Annotated in this window: 14 protein-coding genes; 10 read left to right on the forward strand and 4 right to left on the reverse strand. The window is 70.1% G+C overall.

All coding sequences use genetic code 11. From position 1 onward, the window contains the following. The first annotated feature begins 12 nt into the window (after nucleotides 1-12). Complete coding sequence (locus tag FO470_RS10215; RefSeq protein WP_144342868.1) at nucleotides 13-1005, forward strand: MBL fold metallo-hydrolase; 993 nt, start codon at nucleotides 13-15, stop codon at nucleotides 1003-1005. A gap of 102 nt (nucleotides 1006-1107) precedes the next feature. Further along, on the forward strand, nucleotides 1108-1356 hold the full coding sequence (locus FO470_RS10220) for a DUF3297 family protein (protein WP_144342869.1): 249 nt from the start codon (nucleotides 1108-1110) through the stop codon (nucleotides 1354-1356). A gap of 154 nt (nucleotides 1357-1510) precedes the next feature. Here FO470_RS10220 and cutA read toward each other — a convergent pair whose 3' ends face one another. Further along, nucleotides 1511-1816, reverse strand: coding sequence for a divalent-cation tolerance protein CutA (cutA, locus tag FO470_RS10225; RefSeq protein ID WP_246659547.1), 306 nt, complete (start codon nucleotides 1814-1816; stop codon nucleotides 1511-1513). Nucleotides 1817-1878: 62 nt separating this feature from the next. Between cutA and FO470_RS10230 the strand changes: the two genes are divergently transcribed. After that, nucleotides 1879-2697 carry an NAD kinase gene (locus FO470_RS10230; protein WP_144342871.1) on the forward strand — a complete coding sequence of 273 codons (819 nt, stop codon included), beginning with the start codon at nucleotides 1879-1881 and terminating at the stop codon, nucleotides 2695-2697. 24 nt (nucleotides 2698-2721) lie between these two features. Here the strand turns inward: FO470_RS10230 and FO470_RS10235 are convergent, their stop codons facing one another. Together FO470_RS10235 and FO470_RS10240 are read right to left on the reverse strand one after the other, a co-directional pair. After that, on the reverse strand, nucleotides 2722-3843 hold the full coding sequence (locus tag FO470_RS10235; RefSeq protein ID WP_144342872.1) for a DUF2336 domain-containing protein: 1122 nt from the start codon (nucleotides 3841-3843) through the stop codon (nucleotides 2722-2724). Between the two features lie 109 nt (nucleotides 3844-3952). Then, nucleotides 3953-5098 (reverse strand): hypothetical protein, encoded by a 1146-nt coding sequence (locus tag FO470_RS10240; RefSeq protein WP_244616582.1) that lies wholly within the window; start codon nucleotides 5096-5098, stop codon nucleotides 3953-3955. Between the two features lie 145 nt (nucleotides 5099-5243). Here FO470_RS10240 and FO470_RS10245 point away from each other — a divergent pair, with 145 nt between their 5' ends. The 7 genes from FO470_RS10245 to FO470_RS10275 all read left to right on the forward strand — a co-directional run bounded on the left by FO470_RS10245 (nucleotide 5244) and on the right by FO470_RS10275 (nucleotide 15101). Beyond that, complete coding sequence (locus FO470_RS10245; protein WP_144343252.1) at nucleotides 5244-5831, forward strand: nitroreductase family protein; 588 nt, start codon at nucleotides 5244-5246, stop codon at nucleotides 5829-5831. 4 nt (nucleotides 5832-5835) lie between these two features. Beyond that, nucleotides 5836-6435 carry a flavin reductase family protein gene (locus FO470_RS10250; protein ID WP_144342873.1) on the forward strand — a complete coding sequence of 200 codons (600 nt, stop codon included), beginning with the start codon at nucleotides 5836-5838 and terminating at the stop codon, nucleotides 6433-6435. An 84-nt stretch (nucleotides 6436-6519) separates the two neighbouring features. Continuing rightward, nucleotides 6520-7233: a L,D-transpeptidase gene (locus FO470_RS10255; protein ID WP_144342874.1), complete on the forward strand. Its 714-nt coding sequence runs from the start codon at nucleotides 6520-6522 to the stop codon at nucleotides 7231-7233. 84 nt (nucleotides 7234-7317) lie between these two features. Beyond that, nucleotides 7318-7959 carry a ParA family partition ATPase gene (gene parA / locus FO470_RS10260; RefSeq protein ID WP_144342875.1) on the forward strand — a complete coding sequence of 214 codons (642 nt, stop codon included), beginning with the start codon at nucleotides 7318-7320 and terminating at the stop codon, nucleotides 7957-7959. 276 nt (nucleotides 7960-8235) lie between these two features. Beyond that, nucleotides 8236-8481 carry a hypothetical protein gene (locus tag FO470_RS10265; protein ID WP_144342876.1) on the forward strand — a complete coding sequence of 82 codons (246 nt, stop codon included), beginning with the start codon at nucleotides 8236-8238 and terminating at the stop codon, nucleotides 8479-8481. A gap of 384 nt (nucleotides 8482-8865) precedes the next feature. Continuing rightward, the gene (locus FO470_RS10270) at nucleotides 8866-10842 is read left to right on the forward strand and encodes an autotransporter assembly complex protein TamA (RefSeq protein WP_144342877.1); all 1977 of its coding nucleotides are present in this window, start codon (nucleotides 8866-8868) and stop codon (nucleotides 10840-10842) included. Beyond that, nucleotides 10842-15101 (forward strand): translocation/assembly module TamB domain-containing protein, encoded by a 4260-nt coding sequence (locus FO470_RS10275; protein ID WP_186291919.1) that lies wholly within the window; start codon nucleotides 10842-10844, stop codon nucleotides 15099-15101. The genes FO470_RS10270 and FO470_RS10275 overlap by 1 nt, the downstream gene beginning before the upstream one ends. A gap of 7 nt (nucleotides 15102-15108) precedes the next feature. On the opposite strand, the gene FO470_RS10280 is transcribed toward FO470_RS10275, so the two are convergent. Further along, nucleotides 15109-15924 (reverse strand): SDR family NAD(P)-dependent oxidoreductase, encoded by an 816-nt coding sequence (locus FO470_RS10280; RefSeq protein WP_144342878.1) that lies wholly within the window; start codon nucleotides 15922-15924, stop codon nucleotides 15109-15111. Nucleotides 15925-16067: the final 143 nt, after the last annotated feature.

Below are 16067 nucleotides of genomic sequence, written 5' to 3' on the forward strand. Positions count from 1 at the left end.
GAAAACCCGCCCATGCCCCGCCTGTCCCGCCGCGGCCTCATGCTCGGCGCCGGCGCGCTGCCCGCCGCAGCCGCCCTCACGGGCACGGCGCTTGTCGGCGCCACGCCCGCCGAGGCGCTGACGGCGACCGGCCAGCAGGTGCCGGGCCTCTACCGCTACAAGGTCGGCGCCATCGAGGTCACGGCCGTGAACGACGGCGTGCGCAGCTTCCCGCTGGCCGACGGCTTCGTGCGCAACGCCTCGCGCGATCAGGTCAACGCCGCGCTGGAAGCCGCTTTCCAGCCGAAGGACCAGATGTCGATCCAGTTCAACCCGCTGCTCATCAACAATGGCGGCAAGCTGACCCTGATCGACACCGGCAACGGCCCGCAGCCCGGCACGTCCACGGTCGGCAAGCTCGGCACCAACCTCGCCTGGGCGGGGGTGAAGCCGGCGGACGTCAACACCGTCGTCATCTCCCATTTCCACGGCGATCACATCAACGGCCTGCGCGCCGAGGATGGCGGCCTCGCCTTCCCCAATGCGGAGATCCTCGTGCCGGAGGCCGAATGGGCCTTCTGGATGGACGAGGGCGAGATGAGCCGCGCGCCGGAAGGGCTCAAGGCGAACTTCGAGAACGTGCGCCGCGTGTTCAAGGATATCGACAGCAAGGTGACCCGCTACGGCTGGGACAAGGAGATCGCGCCCGGCCTCACCTCGGTCGACGCCTCCGGCCACACGCCGGGCCACACCGCCTTCGTGCTCGCTTCCGGCAACGGCAAGCTGTTCATCCAGTCCGACGTCACCAACACGCCGATCCTCTTCGCCCCGAATCCGGACTGGCAGGTGCAGTTCGACATGGACGGCGACAAGGCGGCGCAGACCCGGCGGCGCATCTACGACATGCTCGCCGCCGAGCGCCTCCAGCTCACCGGCTACCACTACCCCTTCCCCGCCACGGGCTTCATCCGCAAGGACGGCAACGGCTACGCGGCGGTGCCGGCGATCTGGAGCCCGGTGCTCTGAGGACGGGCGCTTCCCGCGCCGGGTGAACCTCGGCGCTTGGCAGGGAGCGGCGGCGCGGCTATGTCTCGCCGCCGATTTTCCATCGCCAGCCCGAGGACGGCCATGACCGACACCACCCTTCCCGACCGCCTGTCGAGCGACCCGAGCAGCCCCTATTACAACGCCGAGCTGCTCGAGCGCGGCATCGGCATCCGCTTCAAGGGCGCCGAGAAGACCAATGTCGAGGAATATTGCGTCAGCGAGGGCTGGATCCGCGTCTCGGTCGGCAAGGCCAAGGACCGCGCCGGCAATCCGATGACGGTGATGCTGAAGGGTCCGGTGGAACCCTATCTGCGCGGCGCCGAGGGCTGATGTCCCTTGTGTCCCGGATGCCTGAAGCGGAGTGCGTTCGCGGCGCTGGCCGGCGTCGCTCATTCTACGGCAGCGCCCGTCGATCCACCCACGTCATGCCCGGGCCAAGCCCGGGCATGACGGCAACCTTCATGCAAATCGTCCTGCCCGTCCCTCATTCCTCCGTCTCGTCGGCGATCCAGTCGAGATAATCGGCGTCGCCGCCGATGACGGGGAGGAACAGTACGGCCGGCGTCTCGTAGGGATGGCGGGCGCGCACCGCCTGCGCCACCGCCTCGGCAAGGTCGACGCGGGTCTTGAGGATCATCACCACCTCGTTCGCGCGCTCGATCTCGCCCTGCCAGCGATAGATCGACACCATCCCGGGCAGTATATTGACGCAGGCGGCCAGCCCGTCGGCCACGATGGCATGGCCTGCGGCTTCCGCCTCGACGCTGCCGGGCCACGTCGTATAGATCATGACTGTGCTATAGCCGCCTTCGGGCATCGCCTTCCCCCCAACCACGCATCGGGCCGTCCAGCATGAACGAAGTCGCCCGCCCCGCCGGTCAGAGCAGCGTGGAAGCCGACTCCGCGCCAGCATATGGCCGAATCGCCTTTGTCGCGAGCGAGGCGCCCGACGCGGTGCAGGCCCAGGCCCGCCTCGTCGCGCGCTACGGCAACATCGCGGCGGAGGAGGCGGAGGTCGTCGTGGCGCTGGGCGGCGACGGCTTCATGCTCCAGACGCTCCATCGCTTCCGCGACAGCGGCAAGCCGATCTACGGCATGAACCGCGGCTCGGTCGGCTTCCTGATGAACAGCTTCCGCGAGGAGGACCTGCCCGCGCGCCTCGCCGCCTCGCAGCGCGTGGTCATCCACCCGCTGATGATGGAAGCGACCGATGTGAACGGAAGGCAGCACCGCGCCTGGGCGATCAACGAGGTGTCGCTCATCCGGCAGTCCTATCAGGCCGCCAAGCTGCGCATCGCCATCGACGGCAAGGTGCGGATGGAGGAGCTGATCTGCGACGGCGTCCTCGTCGCCACCCCGGCCGGCTCGACCGCCTACAATCTCTCGGCGCAGGGCCCGATCCTACCCATCGGCACGCCGCTGCTCGCGGTCACGCCCATCTCCGCCTTCCGGCCCCGCCGCTGGCGCGGCGCGCTGGTGCCGGAGAGCGCGCGGGTCGACATCGCCGTGCTGGAATTCGAGAAGCGGCCGGTGAACGCCACCGCCGACCATTTCCAGGTGCTGAACGTGGTGGCGGTCCGGGCGAAGCTGGACCGGAACTCGTCCATGACCATGCTGGTCGACCGCGATCATTCCATCGAGGAACGCATCCTCGCGGAACAGTTCGGCTGATCGCGTGGGGCCGACGCGGCGGCGTCAGGCCGCGAGGGCGTCCTGCGCGCGCGCCTCGACCTGCCAGCGGCGGAGCAGGCCCACGACCCGGTTATCCTCGGGACCCTCGCCAAGCGCGTCATATTCCGCCAACACGCGGTCGATGATCCGCTGCTTGAGGCCCGGCGTCTCGTCGAGCTCGTCGAGATAGGCCTCCGCCTGCAGCACCTTCAGCGCCGTACGGAAAGCAATCCGCGCGCCGGCCGGCAGGCCGATGCGGTCATAGAGCAGGTCGAACGCCTCACCCGAGCGGTCGGCCGAGAGCGCCGCGACATGATCGACGGGAATTCCCGCGCTCACCGACACCGCCTCGAGGAACAGCCGCACCTGCCCGCAGAGCAGCGAGCGCAGCACCAGCGCCGAGGTCAGTTCGCCGCGTTCCTGCAGCGACTCGACCAGCGCCCGCACATCCTCGCTCTGCCGGCGGGCGGCTTCCGTCACGGTCACCTGATCGCAGGCCTCGCGCGTCACGCGGGCCGCCTCGCCCGGCGCCAGCCACTGGCGTTCCTCGACGAAGGCCGAAAGCGTGCCGGCGACGGCCCGGATCAGTGCGTGATGCGCGGCGGCCGGCAGATCAGCGTGGGCGAGCAGCGCCTCGCGCAGTTCCGGCACGTCGCCGAAGCGGGCGACGATGTGGCCCAGCGCGAAGCCGGGCACATCGGCTGTCGCGTTGCCGGCAAGTGCGAGGCATGCGTCGAAGCTGCCGACCTCCGCGATCACCGCCGCGATGGGCGCGGGCAGGTCCGCACGGCGGGCGATCGCGGCCTGACGGGCGGGCGTGCCGGAGGTGCAGAAGCCGATGAGTTCGCGCATGTTCAGAACGGGGGACTGGGCCAGCACCACCTCGCCCGCCTCGCCGGGAAGCCCCGCGAGCTGGAGAACCAGATCGGCCGGCACCAGCGGGTGATGGCTCAGCGCGGCGGCAAGCTCGAGTTGCACCAGCGGCGAGGGATCGGCGGCGATCTCCGGCAGGGCCGCATCCATCTCGGCACGGTCGTCGGCACCGAGATCGGGCATGACATAGGCTCGCGCCAGCGCGGCCACTGCCTTGGCGCGGGCGTCCTCTGGCGCCGTACGCGCCCATTCGAGAAACTGACGCACGATCATGGCCGACTCCCGGCTGCATCCGATGGATGCCCGATGATGGGTGTCGCCCGATTAAGAAAACGTTGACCATGATCGCCGGGGGTGTCGGATCGACGCTTCCGACCCCGGCTCAGTCGCCGCTGCCTTCCTGAACATCGAGGCTCGGCGCCGTCACCTGCTCGCCGAGCAGCACCTCGACCGGACCGTCCTTGCCCGCCTCGACGGTGAATTCCTTGGTGTAGGTCTTCCCGTCATAGCGGGCGACCGCCGTGTATTCGCCCTCGGCAAGCACGAAGACCGGCAGGGTGTTGATCGATTCCTTGATGCTGTCGCCGCCCGGCGTCAGCACCGACCATTGCGTGTCGGCCAGAGCCTCGCCGCCGGCGATCTTCACCAGCCGCAGGGAGACCTCACCGGCGCGGTGGTGCAGCGTCGTGTCCGTCACCTTGCCCGGCGCCACGGCGACATCCGCCTGAATCACCGCGTTGCCCTCGCCATAGGTCGAGACGACGTAATAGTCGCCGGCGGGAAGGATGATCAGGTCGCCGGAATTGGCGCCGCGGAAATAGGGCCGGCTGGAAGCGCGCCCCTGCAGGAAGCTGCCCTCGAAAATATCGTAGGTCACCTTCTGCGCCGGGATCGGCTTGTCGTTCACGTCGCTGTGCAGGGTCACGCCACCGGCGGGAAGAACGAGCTGCTCGCGCCGCGATTCCTCGCCCACCACGATGCGCCGCGCCACGCTGGCGAGGCCGTAGGCGACGTGCACGACGTAGCCGCCGGGCGAGAGGAAGAATACCGGCGCCGGATCGGCCGCCTCAGCCACCAGCGGATAGGCGCCGGAGGCTTCCGGCCGGTCGGCGAAGACGCGCCAGACCAGCCCGCGCGGGATCAGCGGCTCCTTGTCGCCGAAGCGCGCGCTCATGCCGATGGCGACCTTGCCGGCCGGCGGCTGCGGCAGGATCGTGTGCGGATCGGCCGCCGCGCTCTCCTGCCCGCCCGAAGGCAGCCGCGCCGCCGGGCCGGCGCTGCCCGAGGGCTTGCCCGCCGGGGGCGGAGAACCGACGAAAGGCATGGCCTGCGACGGCAGCGCCTGCGCATGGGGTATGGAGCCGCCGAGCTGGTCGAGGGGCGTGCGCGTCTGGGCCTGCGCCGGCAGGCTCGCCAGAAGCGCGCCGATCGCGACGGCGGAGAACCGCAGCGCCCGGACAGCGCCATGCCCCGCCCGATCGCGACGGACGGGGACAGGGAAGACCGGATGGCGGCTCGCGTGTGACATGGGGGCCGTTGGTGCCCCCAAACGGCGGCAAATTCAAGTCGCCCAAGCATACCCCGCGCGGTCGCACGATCACACCTCCGCGTCTTGGTGGCCGGCGGCCTGCCATGCTACGCGCAAGGGAACGACGAGGATTGCCATGAACGACATGTCCGACGCAAAGACCGCCTCCAGGATCGACGCGCTGACCCTGCTGAAGACGCGCAAGAGCCCGAAGATCTTCGACCTCGCCTCCCCCGGCCCGTCGCCGGCCGAGCTGGCCGAGATGCTCGCCATCGCTTCCCGCGTGCCCGATCACGGCAAGCTCGCCCCCTGGCGCTTCGTCGTCTTCGAGGGCGAGGCGCGCGAGCGGGCCGGCGAGGCCATCGCCGCCGTCTTCGCGCAGGACCACCCGGAAGCCGACGCCGACCGCGTCGCCATCGAGCGCACGCGCCTGTCGCGCGCCCCGCTGGTGGTCGGCGTGGTCTCCCGGGCCGGCCCGCATGTGAAGATCCCGGAATGGGAGCAGACCCTGTCGGGCGCCGCCGCCTGCACGCTGCTGGTGCTGGCCGCCCACGCCCTCGGCTATGCCGCCACCTGGCTCACCGAATGGTACGCCTACGACCCGCGCACGCGCGCCGCGCTGGGTCTTGCCGAGAACGAGCGCTTCATCGGCCTCGTCCATATCGGCACGCTCGGCCGCCCGCAGGAAGACCGCCCCCGCCCGGCGCTCGCCGACATCGTGACGAGGTTCTGACGCGATGTTCTACGAGCCCGCGCGGCGCAATCACGGCCTGCCGCACAATCCGCTGAAGGCCATCGTCGCGCCGCGTCCCATCGGCTGGATCTCCACCCTGTCGCAAGACGGGGTGGCGAATCTCGCGCCCTATTCCTTCTTCAACATGGTGAGCGAGCAGCCGGACATCGTCATGTTCTCCAGCGCCGGCCTGAAGGATACGGTGCGCAACGTGATGGCGACGGGCGCCTTCGTCTGCAACCTCGCCACCCTCGAACTGATCGAGGCGGTGAACCTCACCTCCAAGCCTATCTCGTCAGACGAGAGCGAATTCGATCTTGCCGGGCTCGAACAGGCCCCCTCGCGTCTGGTCAAGCCGCCGCGTGTCGCCGCCAGCCCCTGCGCGCTCGAATGCGTCTGGATCGAGACGCTCGACGTCAAGGACCGCCACGGCATCCCATCCGGCCGGCACATCACCTTCGGCGAGATCGTCGGCGTCCACATCGACGACGCCTTCATCGAGAACGGGCTGGTGCGCACGGACAAGCTGCACGCGCTCGCCCGCGACGGCTATTTCGATTATTCGTGGGTCGACGAGGTCCGCTCCCTCCCCCGTCCCGTCTGAACGTCCGCTCACGCGCTCGGCAAGAACTTGTTCACCATAATCGCATTAATATGTGCGAAGTGAACGTGCGGAGGGTTGCGAACCATGCCTAACCTTGATCGTCGTGCCGTGCTCGGTCTTTCCCTGGCCGGAGCGGCCCTTGCCCTCGGAGGCTGCAAGCCCCGCACGACGACGGCGAGCGCGCCCGTCACGCCGATCGCGCCGGCGACGCCCGTCACCGCCTACGCGCCGACCGGCACCTACGGGCCGGTCTCCGACAAGTTCCCCATCGGGGCGGTCGACACCTCGAAGATCAACCCGATCTATCTGCGCCGCGAGGTGCCCTATTCGACGCCGCACGCGCCGGGCACCGTCGTCATCGATCCGCGCGAGCACTTCCTCTACTACGTGCAGCCCGGCGGCACCGCGATGCGCTACGGCGTCGGCGTCGGCAAGGAAGGCTTCGGCTGGTCCGGCTCCGCCACAATCAACTCCAAGCAGGAATGGCCGGACTGGTATCCGCCGAAGGAGATGATCGCGCGCCGCCCCGACATCAAGCCGCAGCTCTCCCAGCTGCAGAGCGGCCTCGGCGTCGCCGGCGGGCCGTCGAACCCGCTCGGCGCGCGGGCGATGTATCTGTGGCAGAACGGCAAGGACACGCTCTACCGCATCCACGGCACGCTGGAGCCCTATTCGATCGGCACCAACGTCTCCTCCGGCTGCATCCGCATGATCAATCAGGACGCCATCGACCTGTACAATCGCGTTCCGGTCGGCGCCAAGGTGGTCGTCCTCGGCGGCTCCTCCGCCGGCGCGTGAGGAAATGCCGCTGACCTCGCGTCACTAAACGGTTGCCGCCCGCTGGTTGCAGTGCAAACCTGAACCCGGCGGGAGGCACCAGCGATGAGCGGCCGAATCATCACCATTGCCCAGCAGAAGGGCGGATCGGGCAAGACGACGCTCGCCGCCCATCTTGCCATTGCCCTTGCGCTCGACGGAGCCCGCGTCGCGTTGCTCGACTGCGACCCCCAGGGCAGCCTCGGCGAATGGTTCGAGGCGCGCGAGCAGACGCTCGGCGAGGACCGGACCGGCCTTTCCTTCCGCACGGCCTCCGGCTGGGGCGCGCGCCGCGAAGCGCGCAGCCTGGCGCGCGACTACGGCTTCGTCGTCATCGACACGCCGCCGAAATCCGATGTCGAATCCCGCCCGGCCATCGAGGCCGCCAGCCTTGTCGCCGTGCCGGTGCAGCCTACGCCGATCGATCTGTGGGCCACGCAGCCGACGCTCGACATGATCGCCAAGGAAGGCACGCCCTCCCTGCTCGTCATCAACCGTGCCCAGTCCCGCGCCGCGCTCACGCAGGAGATCGGCGAGGCGATTCTCGCCCTTGGCCATCCGGCCGCCCAGACACGCCTCGGTAACAGGGTAGCGTTCGCCGCCAGCATGGGCGACGGGCTGACGGTCATGGAAACCGCTCCCGGCTCGAAAGGGGCGCTGGAAATCGAGACGCTCGCCGCCGAATTGCGGCGATATCTGGGCGACTGACCCACCGCGCCGGCCGGCACGGCTGCCGGACCGCATCGCCGCAGATCGTTTGTATAAAAAGCTTTAGCCGGCTCACGTATTTTTGAGCCACTTATTGAGTAGGGATTAGATCGCGTACGATCAAGTCTCGCTCACCGACATGTTATTGCATTCACGCAAATCAGCGGATGCAAATCAACATCGTGCAATGCACCAATGCCGGACATAGCTTCCGTTTCACCAAATGGCGGGCCGCCTTCGACGGTCGCCCCCCTCGAAAGATAAGGAAACGGAACAATGAACAAGCTCATTCTCGCCGCCGCTACTGTCGCCACGCTGGGCCTCACCGTCGCCGCCCATGCCGAGTCGCGTGATCCGGCCGAACGTGCCGCCTACAACGAGACCATCCGCACCTCGGCCCAGCACGCCGTTCCCGGCGCGGCCCTCGTGGAAGGCCGCAACGCCGCTGTGGCGGCGCCGACCACCGGCGTCGAGCCCTATATCCAGCAGCAGATCGAGCAGAACAGCCGCAGCACCCGCTGAGGTGTTCATCGGCTGAGCCGATGCTGGGCATGAGATAGCGGCGCCTGCCCCCCGGGCGCTGCTGCCGAGAGGCGCGGATGGCAACATCCGCGCCTTTTTGCTTTTTCCCGGCATATTCGGCTGTTGCCGGGATGTTTCCGGCAACGATACGGCAACACGGCACCACAAGGGGAACCCAAGTACCGCCTCAAGGTTGACGCTAGGGGTCCGCCACGGCAATCAGAGGGCTGCCTTTCTTTGGCAAGCTAATATTCACTGCCGTGGCGGTAGGTTCGCGGCTTCATCGGGATACCGGCTGCGGCGGTACCCCTGTGGTCGGAACCGTCGGTCGGGGGGAATTTGTTGGCGAGCCAGAAAAAAACGTGGCTCCTGTGCCTGTGGCCCATGCGGCGCCCGCTCGCGACACTGGTCGCGGTGGCGTCTTTCGCCGTGCCTGCCGTCCCGGCCTCCGCCCAGATCTTCGGCGGCGACCAGGACGCTTCCAGCCAGGAATCCAACTCCGGCCTGTTCGGCCCGCTGGTCAATCTGTTCAGCCCCCGCCCGATGGGCGATGCCGGCAAGCCTGCCCCCGACGCGACGCCGTACAAGGTGACGATCGAGGTGAAGGGCGGCGACAGCTCGCTGCGTGACGCGGTGACGAGCGCGTCCAATCTCGAATCCCTCAGCCAGCGCCCGCCCTCCGGCGCCGCCGGCCTCGTCCGCCGCGCGCTGGCGGATCGGCGCGACATCAATGCCGCGCTCTATTCGGCGGGCTACTACGCCGGCGACATCCGCATCACCCTGGCGGGCAGCCCGCCGGATGCGCCCAATGTCTTCGAGGTCGTGGAGGCCGCCCGTCGGCAGGGGCCGGTGCCGGTCCGCGTCGAGGTGACGCCCGGTCCGCAGTTCCATTTCGGCCGCGTCGCCATTCTCGACGCCGCCACCCATCGCCCGCTGCCCGACGCGCCGACACTGCAGCGGCTGCGCCTCGTGCCCGGCGAACCGGCGCTTGCCACCGCCGTCGTGAACGCGGAAAGCGCTCTCGTGGGTCATTGGCGCCGGGCGGGCCACCCCTTCGCCCGCATCGCCGACAAGCAGGTCACCGCCGACCATGCGACGAAGTCGGTCGATGTCTCCATTTACGTCTCTCCCGGCCCGGTGGCGACCTTTGGCCGCTTCACCGTCTCGGGTGCGGACTTCCTCACGCCGGGCTTCATCGAGGAGCGGATCGAGATCCCGGCGGGAACGCCCTATTCGCCCGAGGTGCTGGATCGTCTGCGGCGCCGGCTGCTGGAATATGAGGCCATCGCCAGCGTGCGCATCCAGGAAGCCGACAAGCTGGACGCCGACGGCAGCCTGCCGATCCATATCGAGGTGTCCGCCCGCAAGCCCCGCTATGTCGGCTTCGGCGCCACCTATTCCTCCACCGAAGGGTCGGCCATCAACGCCTTCTGGGGCCACCGCAACCTGTTCGGCGGCGGCGAGACGCTGCGGCTCGACGCGCAGGTTTCCTGGTTCGGCGAGAAGTCGGAAGCCGTGCCGGACGCCGACCCGTTCGGCTACAAGCTGTCCGCCGCCTTCGTGAAACCCGGCATCTACACGGCACAGGACGACCTCGTGGCGCAGGCGGCCATCCTGCGCGAGGTGACGAACGCCTATGTGCGCGAAGCCGCCACCCTGCTCACCGGCGTGCGCCACCGCTACAGTGATCAGCTCAACCTGCAGGTGAGCCTCGACCTCGAACAGTCGCGCGTCGAGGACACCACCGGCACCCGCGACTACACCATCGTCGGCATCCCCTTCGAGCTGACCTACGACAGCACCGACAACAAGCTCGACCCCTCGCGTGGCATCCGCGCCTCCGGCGTGGTCGAGCCCTTCGCCTATTTCGGCGATGCCGGTGCGGGCCCGGCAATGATCAAGGGTTCCTTCGCCACCTACCACGCCTTCGACGAGGACAAGCGCTTCATCCTCGCCGGCCGCGTCTCCGCCGGCAGCATCTTCGGAACCGACCTCTACGACGTGCCGCCGCAGCGGCGCTTCTATGTCGGCGGCGGCGGCTCGCTGCGCGGCTACGACTACCAGTCCGCCAGCCCGCGCAACGCCGAGGGCGTCATCATCGGCGGCCGGAGCTTCTTCGAGGCTTCGGTGGAGGCGCGCGTGCGCGTCACCGACACGATCGGCATCGTGCCCTTCTTCGACATGGGCTCGGCCTTCGCGTCCGAATGGCCGGACTTCGACGGCATGAAGTACTCGGCCGGTGTCGGCCTGCGTTACTATACGGCGATCGGGCCGCTGCGCCTCGATCTCGCCTTCCCGCTCAACCCGGGACCCGAAGACGGCGACTTCGGCGTCTATGTCAGTCTGGGGCAGGCTTTCTGATGCGACGCGCACTCCGCTATCTCGGCATCCTCGTCCTCGCTCTGGCAGCCCTGCTGCTGGCCGCCTTCGGCGTGCTGCAGACGCCGCCCGGTAAGGCGCTGCTGGCGAGCCTCGGCTCCTCCCTCGCCTCCTCCCCGGACCTCAAGGTCGGCATAAGCGGCATCGGTGGCTTAGTGCCGTTCGACATGAGCGTGGACGCGATCGAGCTGGCCGACGCCAAAGGTCCCTTCGGCCGGGTCGAGCAGGCCCGGCTCGCCTGGCGGCCGCTGGCGCTCCTCGCCGGCCGGCTCGACGTCACCACGCTCTCCGCCGCGCGCGTGGAGGTCGAGCGCCGTCCCGAGCTGCCGCCCTCCGAGGCGGCGGAATCCTCCTCCAGCAGTTCCTCCCTCGCCTTCCCCGTGCGCGTCGAGAATCTCTCCATCCCCGAGATCGTGCTCGGCGAGCCGGTGGTCGGCCATGCCGCCCGGCTTTCGCTCAACGCCTCCGCCGATCTCGCCTCGCTCACGCAGGGCCTGTCCCTCACCTTCGCGCTGGAGCGCCGCGACGCGCCGGGCAGCGTCTCCGGCTCGGTCGCCTATGCCCCGGAAAGCGGCCGGCTCGATCTCGACATCGGCGCGCGCGAGCCGGCCGGCGGCCTCATCGCCCGCGCGGCCGGCTTCGACGGGCTGCCCGAGCTCGCCGCCACGCTGAAGGGCGCCGGCCCGCTCGACGCCTGGGACGGCCAGCTTCGCCTCACCGTCGGCGACATCGCCGAGGCGAGCGGCGCCGCCGGCATCCGCGCCATTCCCGCCGGCCACCGCGTCACCTTCGCCATCGACGCCGATGTCGCCCGCGTGCTGCCGGCGAACATCGCCCCGCTGTTCGAGGGGCGCACGGAGCTCGCCGGCGCGGCGACGATCGATGCCGGGCGCAACATCGCCATCGAGAAGGCCACCGCGCAGGCGGCCGGCTTCAACGCCGCCGCCAACGGCACGCTCGATGCCGCCGCCAACGCCGATCTCGCCTTCGACCTGACGCTGGGCGAGGCGCGCCGCTTCTCCGCCCTCGCGCCCGGCGCGACCTGGAGCGGCGTGCGCGTCAACGGCACCGCGAAGGGAGCGCTGAACGCCCCCGCCGTCGAGGCGCGGCTCACCGGCGAGGCGCTTGCTGGCGCCGGCTATGGGGCCTCCACCCTCGCCGCCACGCTGCGCACGATCCCGGCCGCCGACGGCAGCCTCGCCATCACCGCCGCCGGCGACGTGCAGGGGCTGACGGCGAGCGACCCGAAGGTGGCGGGCGCCCTCGGCACCGGCGGCACCTTCGAGGCCAGCGCCGAGGTGCCGGCCGGCGGCGATCCCGCCCTGACCGGCCTCACCATCCGCCTCGCCGCCCTCACCGCGACCTTCTCGGGCCGCGCCGGAACCCGCGCGGCGGACGGCGACCTCGACGTGTCCCGGCTCGACCTCGCCGCGTTCTCCCCGCTGGCCGGCCGCCCCCTCGCCGGACAGGCGACGCTGGCGGCGAAGATCGCGGCGAGCGACGATTTCAACCGCGCGAGCATCGAGCTGAAGGCCAACGCCCGCGGGATCGCCACCGGCATCGCGCAGGTCGACGCCCTCATCGGCCGCGAGCTCAACGCGGGGGGCGCCCTGGCGCGCGACGGAGCGAACGCCCTGTCCGTCCGCAACCTGAAGGTGGATGCCGAAGGGCTGGCGCTCGTCGTGGACGGCCGTATCGCCACGGATCTCGCCGACCTCACCGCCAATCTCGCGCTCGACGACCTCTCCCGCCTCGACAAGCGCCTCGGCGGCGCGCTTCAGGCCAATGCGGCCTTCTCGGGCACGCTGGAAAAGCTCGGCGTCACCGCCAGGGTTCTGGTGCCGCAGGGTGTCGCCGAGGGGCGCCCCATCCGCGATCTCGCGCTGGACATCGCCGCGAGCGATCTCACCGGCGCGCTCGCCGGCACGCTCAACCTCTCCGGCCAGATCGCCGGCAAGCCGGCCCGCGGCACCGCGGCGCTGGCGACCCAGCCGGACGGCGCGCGGCGCGTCTCCGGCCTCGACCTCGCCATCGGCTCGGTGAGCGCGCGCGGCGACGTCTCCGTCTCCCCCGCGGGTCTGGCGGACGGTCAGCTCATCCTCGCCGCCGGCGACCTCGCCGATATCGCCGCCCTCGCTCTCACCGAGATGGCCGGCCGGCTGAACGCCGATATCGGCCTCTCCGTCGCCGATGGCCGGCAGAACGCCAATGTGAAGGCCAACGCCGCCAATCTGCGCGCCTTCGGCCGCTCCGTCGGTTCCGCCACCATCGACGCCACGGTGCGCGATGCGCTGGGCGTGCCGCTGCTGAACGGCACGACGGAGCTGCGTGCCGTCGACCTCTCCGGCGTCACCATCGAGACCGCCTCGCTGCGCGCCAACGGCAACGCCTCCGGCACCGACCTCACCCTCGACGCGCTGGCGCAGGGCACCACGCTGCGGGCGAACGGGCGGCTGGAGCCCCTGCAGGGCGGCGCGCGCTTCCGCCTCGACCGCCTCACCGCCGCGCGCGGCGGCGTCAATGCCGCAACGACGGGTCCGGCCACCTTCACCCTCTCCGGCGGCACCGTCGCCATCGACCGCTTCGCCCTCGCCGCCAGCGGCGGCACCGCGACCGTCTCCGGCTCGGCCGGGCAGAATCTCGACCTCGCCGTCGATCTGCGCGCCCTGCCGCTGTCGCTGGCGAACCTCGCCTCTCCGGGGCTCAACCTCTCCGGCACGCTGGCCGGCAATGCCCGCCTCCGCGGCAGCGCGGCCGATCCCAGCGGCACCTACGAGCTGCGGGTGACGCGGCTGAGCAACCCGGACATCGCCAGCTCCGGCGCCGGCCCGTTCGACATCACCGCCAACGGCACGCTCGGCGGCGGGCGGGCGCAGATCCGCGCCACCATCGCCGGCCAGCATGTCCAGGGCTTCACCATCACCGGCTCGGCGCCGCTCGGGGCCGGCGAGCTCGATCTCGCCCTGCGCGGCGCGATCAACCTCGCCATCGCCAACCCGATGCTCGCCACCACAGGCGCGCGCGTCACCGGCACCGCCAATGTCGACGCCACCGTGCGCGGCACGGCGGCGGCTCCCCGCGCCGGCGGCACCGTCCGGCTCAGCGGCGGGCGTTTCGACGATGCGGTGAACGGCGTCGCCCTTGACCAGATCGAGGCCGTCATCACCGGCACCGACCGCTCCGTGACCCTCACCACCCTGCGCGCCCGCACCACCAATGGCGGCAGCGTGACGGGGCGCGGCAATGTCGCGCTCGATCCGAACGCCGGCTATCCCGGCCGCATCGACATCGACCTCGCCAATGCGGCGCTGGTGAACAGCGACCTGATGCGCCTCGTCGCCGAAGGGCGCGTCGGCGTCGAAGGCGCCTTCCTCAACGGGCCGCGCCTCACCGGCCGGCTGGTGCTGCGCGCGCTGGACATCAACGTGCCCGACCGCTTCCCCGGCGGCGTGCAGGACCTCAACGTCCGCCATGTGAACGCCGGCAAGCGGAGCACCCGCACCGCCCCGGCCAACCAGCGCGCCACCGCCGAAAACCGCAACGGCATCGCCCTCGACCTCGTCGTCTCCGCGCCGAACAACAACGTCTTCGTGCGCGGCCTCGGCATGGAGGCCCAGCTCGGCGGCGAATTGAAGCTCACCGGCACCAGCCGCGCCCCGGTGACGCAGGGCGCCTTCCAGATGCGGCGCGGCACCTTCGATTTCGGCAGCCGCCGCCTCACCTTCACCCGCGGCGACATCACCTTCACCGGCACCACCGATCCCGAGCTCGACTTCATCGCCGAGACCACCTCCTCGGACATCACCGCCCGCGTGCTGGTCTCCGGCCCGGCGTCGCGCCCGACTGTGAGCTTCAGCTCGACGCCGACCCTGCCCCAGGACGAGGTGGTCTCCCGGCTGCTGTTCGGCCGCGATGCGGGTTCGCTCAACTCGGGTCAGGCCATCCAGCTCGCGCAGGTCATCGCGCAGTTCTCCGGCGGCGCCAGCGTGCTCGAGAACGTGCGCCGCTCGCTCGGCGTGGACAGCCTCGAAGTCGGCGCCAATGCCGAGGGCACGGGCGGTCAGGTCGGCGTCGGCCGGCGGCTCAACGACAACATCTATCTCGGTGTGCGCCAGGGCACGACCGCCGGATCGAGCCGCGTGACCGTCGATGTCGACGTCACCAAGAACATCCGCCTGCAAGGCGCGACGGGCGCCGACGGCTCGGCCGAGGTCGGCATCGGCGCCCAGTGGGACTACTGACGGGGCATCAGGCCGGCACGGCCGTGCCGACCCCGTAGCGCGCGGCGGGATGGCGGAGGGAGAGCCCCGGCGCCATCCGCACCCGGTCGTCGACCAGCCTCTGCCAGTCGGCGGCATCCGGCAGCGCGGGAATGGTGATCGTCTCGCCGAGATCGAGCCCGGCGAGCGCTGCCTCGACCAGATCCTCCGCCGACATCACCATTTCCGGCGGCAGGGCCGCCTTGTCCATGCCGGCGCGGTCGAAGAATTCCGTGGCGGTCAGGCCGGGCAGCACCGCCTGCACCCGTACCGGGCTGTCCTTCAGCTCGCTCTGCAGCGACTGCGTGAGGGCGAGCACATACGCCTTCGTCGCCGCATAGGCGCCGAGGAAGTTCTCCGGGATCAGCGCGACCACCGAGGCGATGTTGACGAGCGTGCCCCGGCCGCGCGCCGTGAAGGCGTTCACCGCCGCCACGGAAAGGCGCGTGAGCGCGGCGACGTTGAGCTGCACCATCGCGTCCACCTTGTCGGCATCCGCCCCGACGATCTGCCGCTCCACGCCCATGCCGGCATTGTTGACGAGCAGGGTGATGGCCGGGTCCGCCGCGATGCGGGCCGCCACCGCCCCGGTATCGGCCGGATTGCCGAGATCGGCGACGAGAAACTCGGCCTTGCGTCCGGTCTTCGCGGTGATGTCGGCCGCCAGCGCTTCCAGCCGCGCACCGTCGCGCGCGACCAGCGGGACGTCGTAGCCGCGCCGGGCCAGCCGCTGCGCATAGACTTTCCCGATGCCGCTGGAAGCACCGGTGACCAGGGCGGTGCCGGGAGATGAAACGGAGGTCATGAGAAGGCTCCATGGTTGCCGATGGCCGCCCGCACGGACGGCCAATCCTTTTTCATGACGATCATCATTAATATATCCGGCGACCGCCGAACAGCCGGCTTGATCTCCCCGCCCTGCTTTCCGGTAAAATGCGGGCAACGCTG

This window comes from Ancylobacter moscoviensis (genome assembly GCF_007559435.1).
Classification (GTDB): Bacteria; Pseudomonadota; Alphaproteobacteria; order Rhizobiales; family Xanthobacteraceae; genus Ancylobacter; species Ancylobacter moscoviensis.

Coding starts and splice junctions, on each gene's coding strand:
- FO470_RS10275 (WP_186291919.1), top strand. CDS start 10,842: ATGCGACGCGCACTCCGCTATCTCGGCATCCTCGTCCTCGCTCTGGCA.
- parA (WP_144342875.1), top strand. CDS start 7,318: ATGAGCGGCCGAATCATCACCATTGCCCAGCAGAAGGGCGGATCGGGC.
- FO470_RS10255 (WP_144342874.1), top strand. CDS start 6,520: ATGCCTAACCTTGATCGTCGTGCCGTGCTCGGTCTTTCCCTGGCCGGA.
- FO470_RS10270 (WP_144342877.1), top strand. CDS start 8,866: ATGCGGCGCCCGCTCGCGACACTGGTCGCGGTGGCGTCTTTCGCCGTG.
- FO470_RS10230 (WP_144342871.1), top strand. CDS start 1,879: ATGAACGAAGTCGCCCGCCCCGCCGGTCAGAGCAGCGTGGAAGCCGAC.
- FO470_RS10265 (WP_144342876.1), top strand. CDS start 8,236: ATGAACAAGCTCATTCTCGCCGCCGCTACTGTCGCCACGCTGGGCCTC.
- FO470_RS10280 (WP_144342878.1), bottom strand. CDS start 15,924: ATGACCTCCGTTTCATCTCCCGGCACCGCCCTGGTCACCGGTGCTTCC.
- FO470_RS10215 (WP_144342868.1), top strand. CDS start 13: ATGCCCCGCCTGTCCCGCCGCGGCCTCATGCTCGGCGCCGGCGCGCTG.
- FO470_RS10240 (WP_244616582.1), bottom strand. CDS start 5,098: ATGTCACACGCGAGCCGCCATCCGGTCTTCCCTGTCCCCGTCCGTCGC.
- FO470_RS10245 (WP_144343252.1), top strand. CDS start 5,244: ATGTCCGACGCAAAGACCGCCTCCAGGATCGACGCGCTGACCCTGCTG.
- FO470_RS10235 (WP_144342872.1), bottom strand. CDS start 3,843: ATGATCGTGCGTCAGTTTCTCGAATGGGCGCGTACGGCGCCAGAGGAC.
- cutA (WP_246659547.1), bottom strand. CDS start 1,816: ATGATCTATACGACGTGGCCCGGCAGCGTCGAGGCGGAAGCCGCAGGC.
- FO470_RS10220 (WP_144342869.1), top strand. CDS start 1,108: ATGACCGACACCACCCTTCCCGACCGCCTGTCGAGCGACCCGAGCAGC.
- FO470_RS10250 (WP_144342873.1), top strand. CDS start 5,836: ATGTTCTACGAGCCCGCGCGGCGCAATCACGGCCTGCCGCACAATCCG.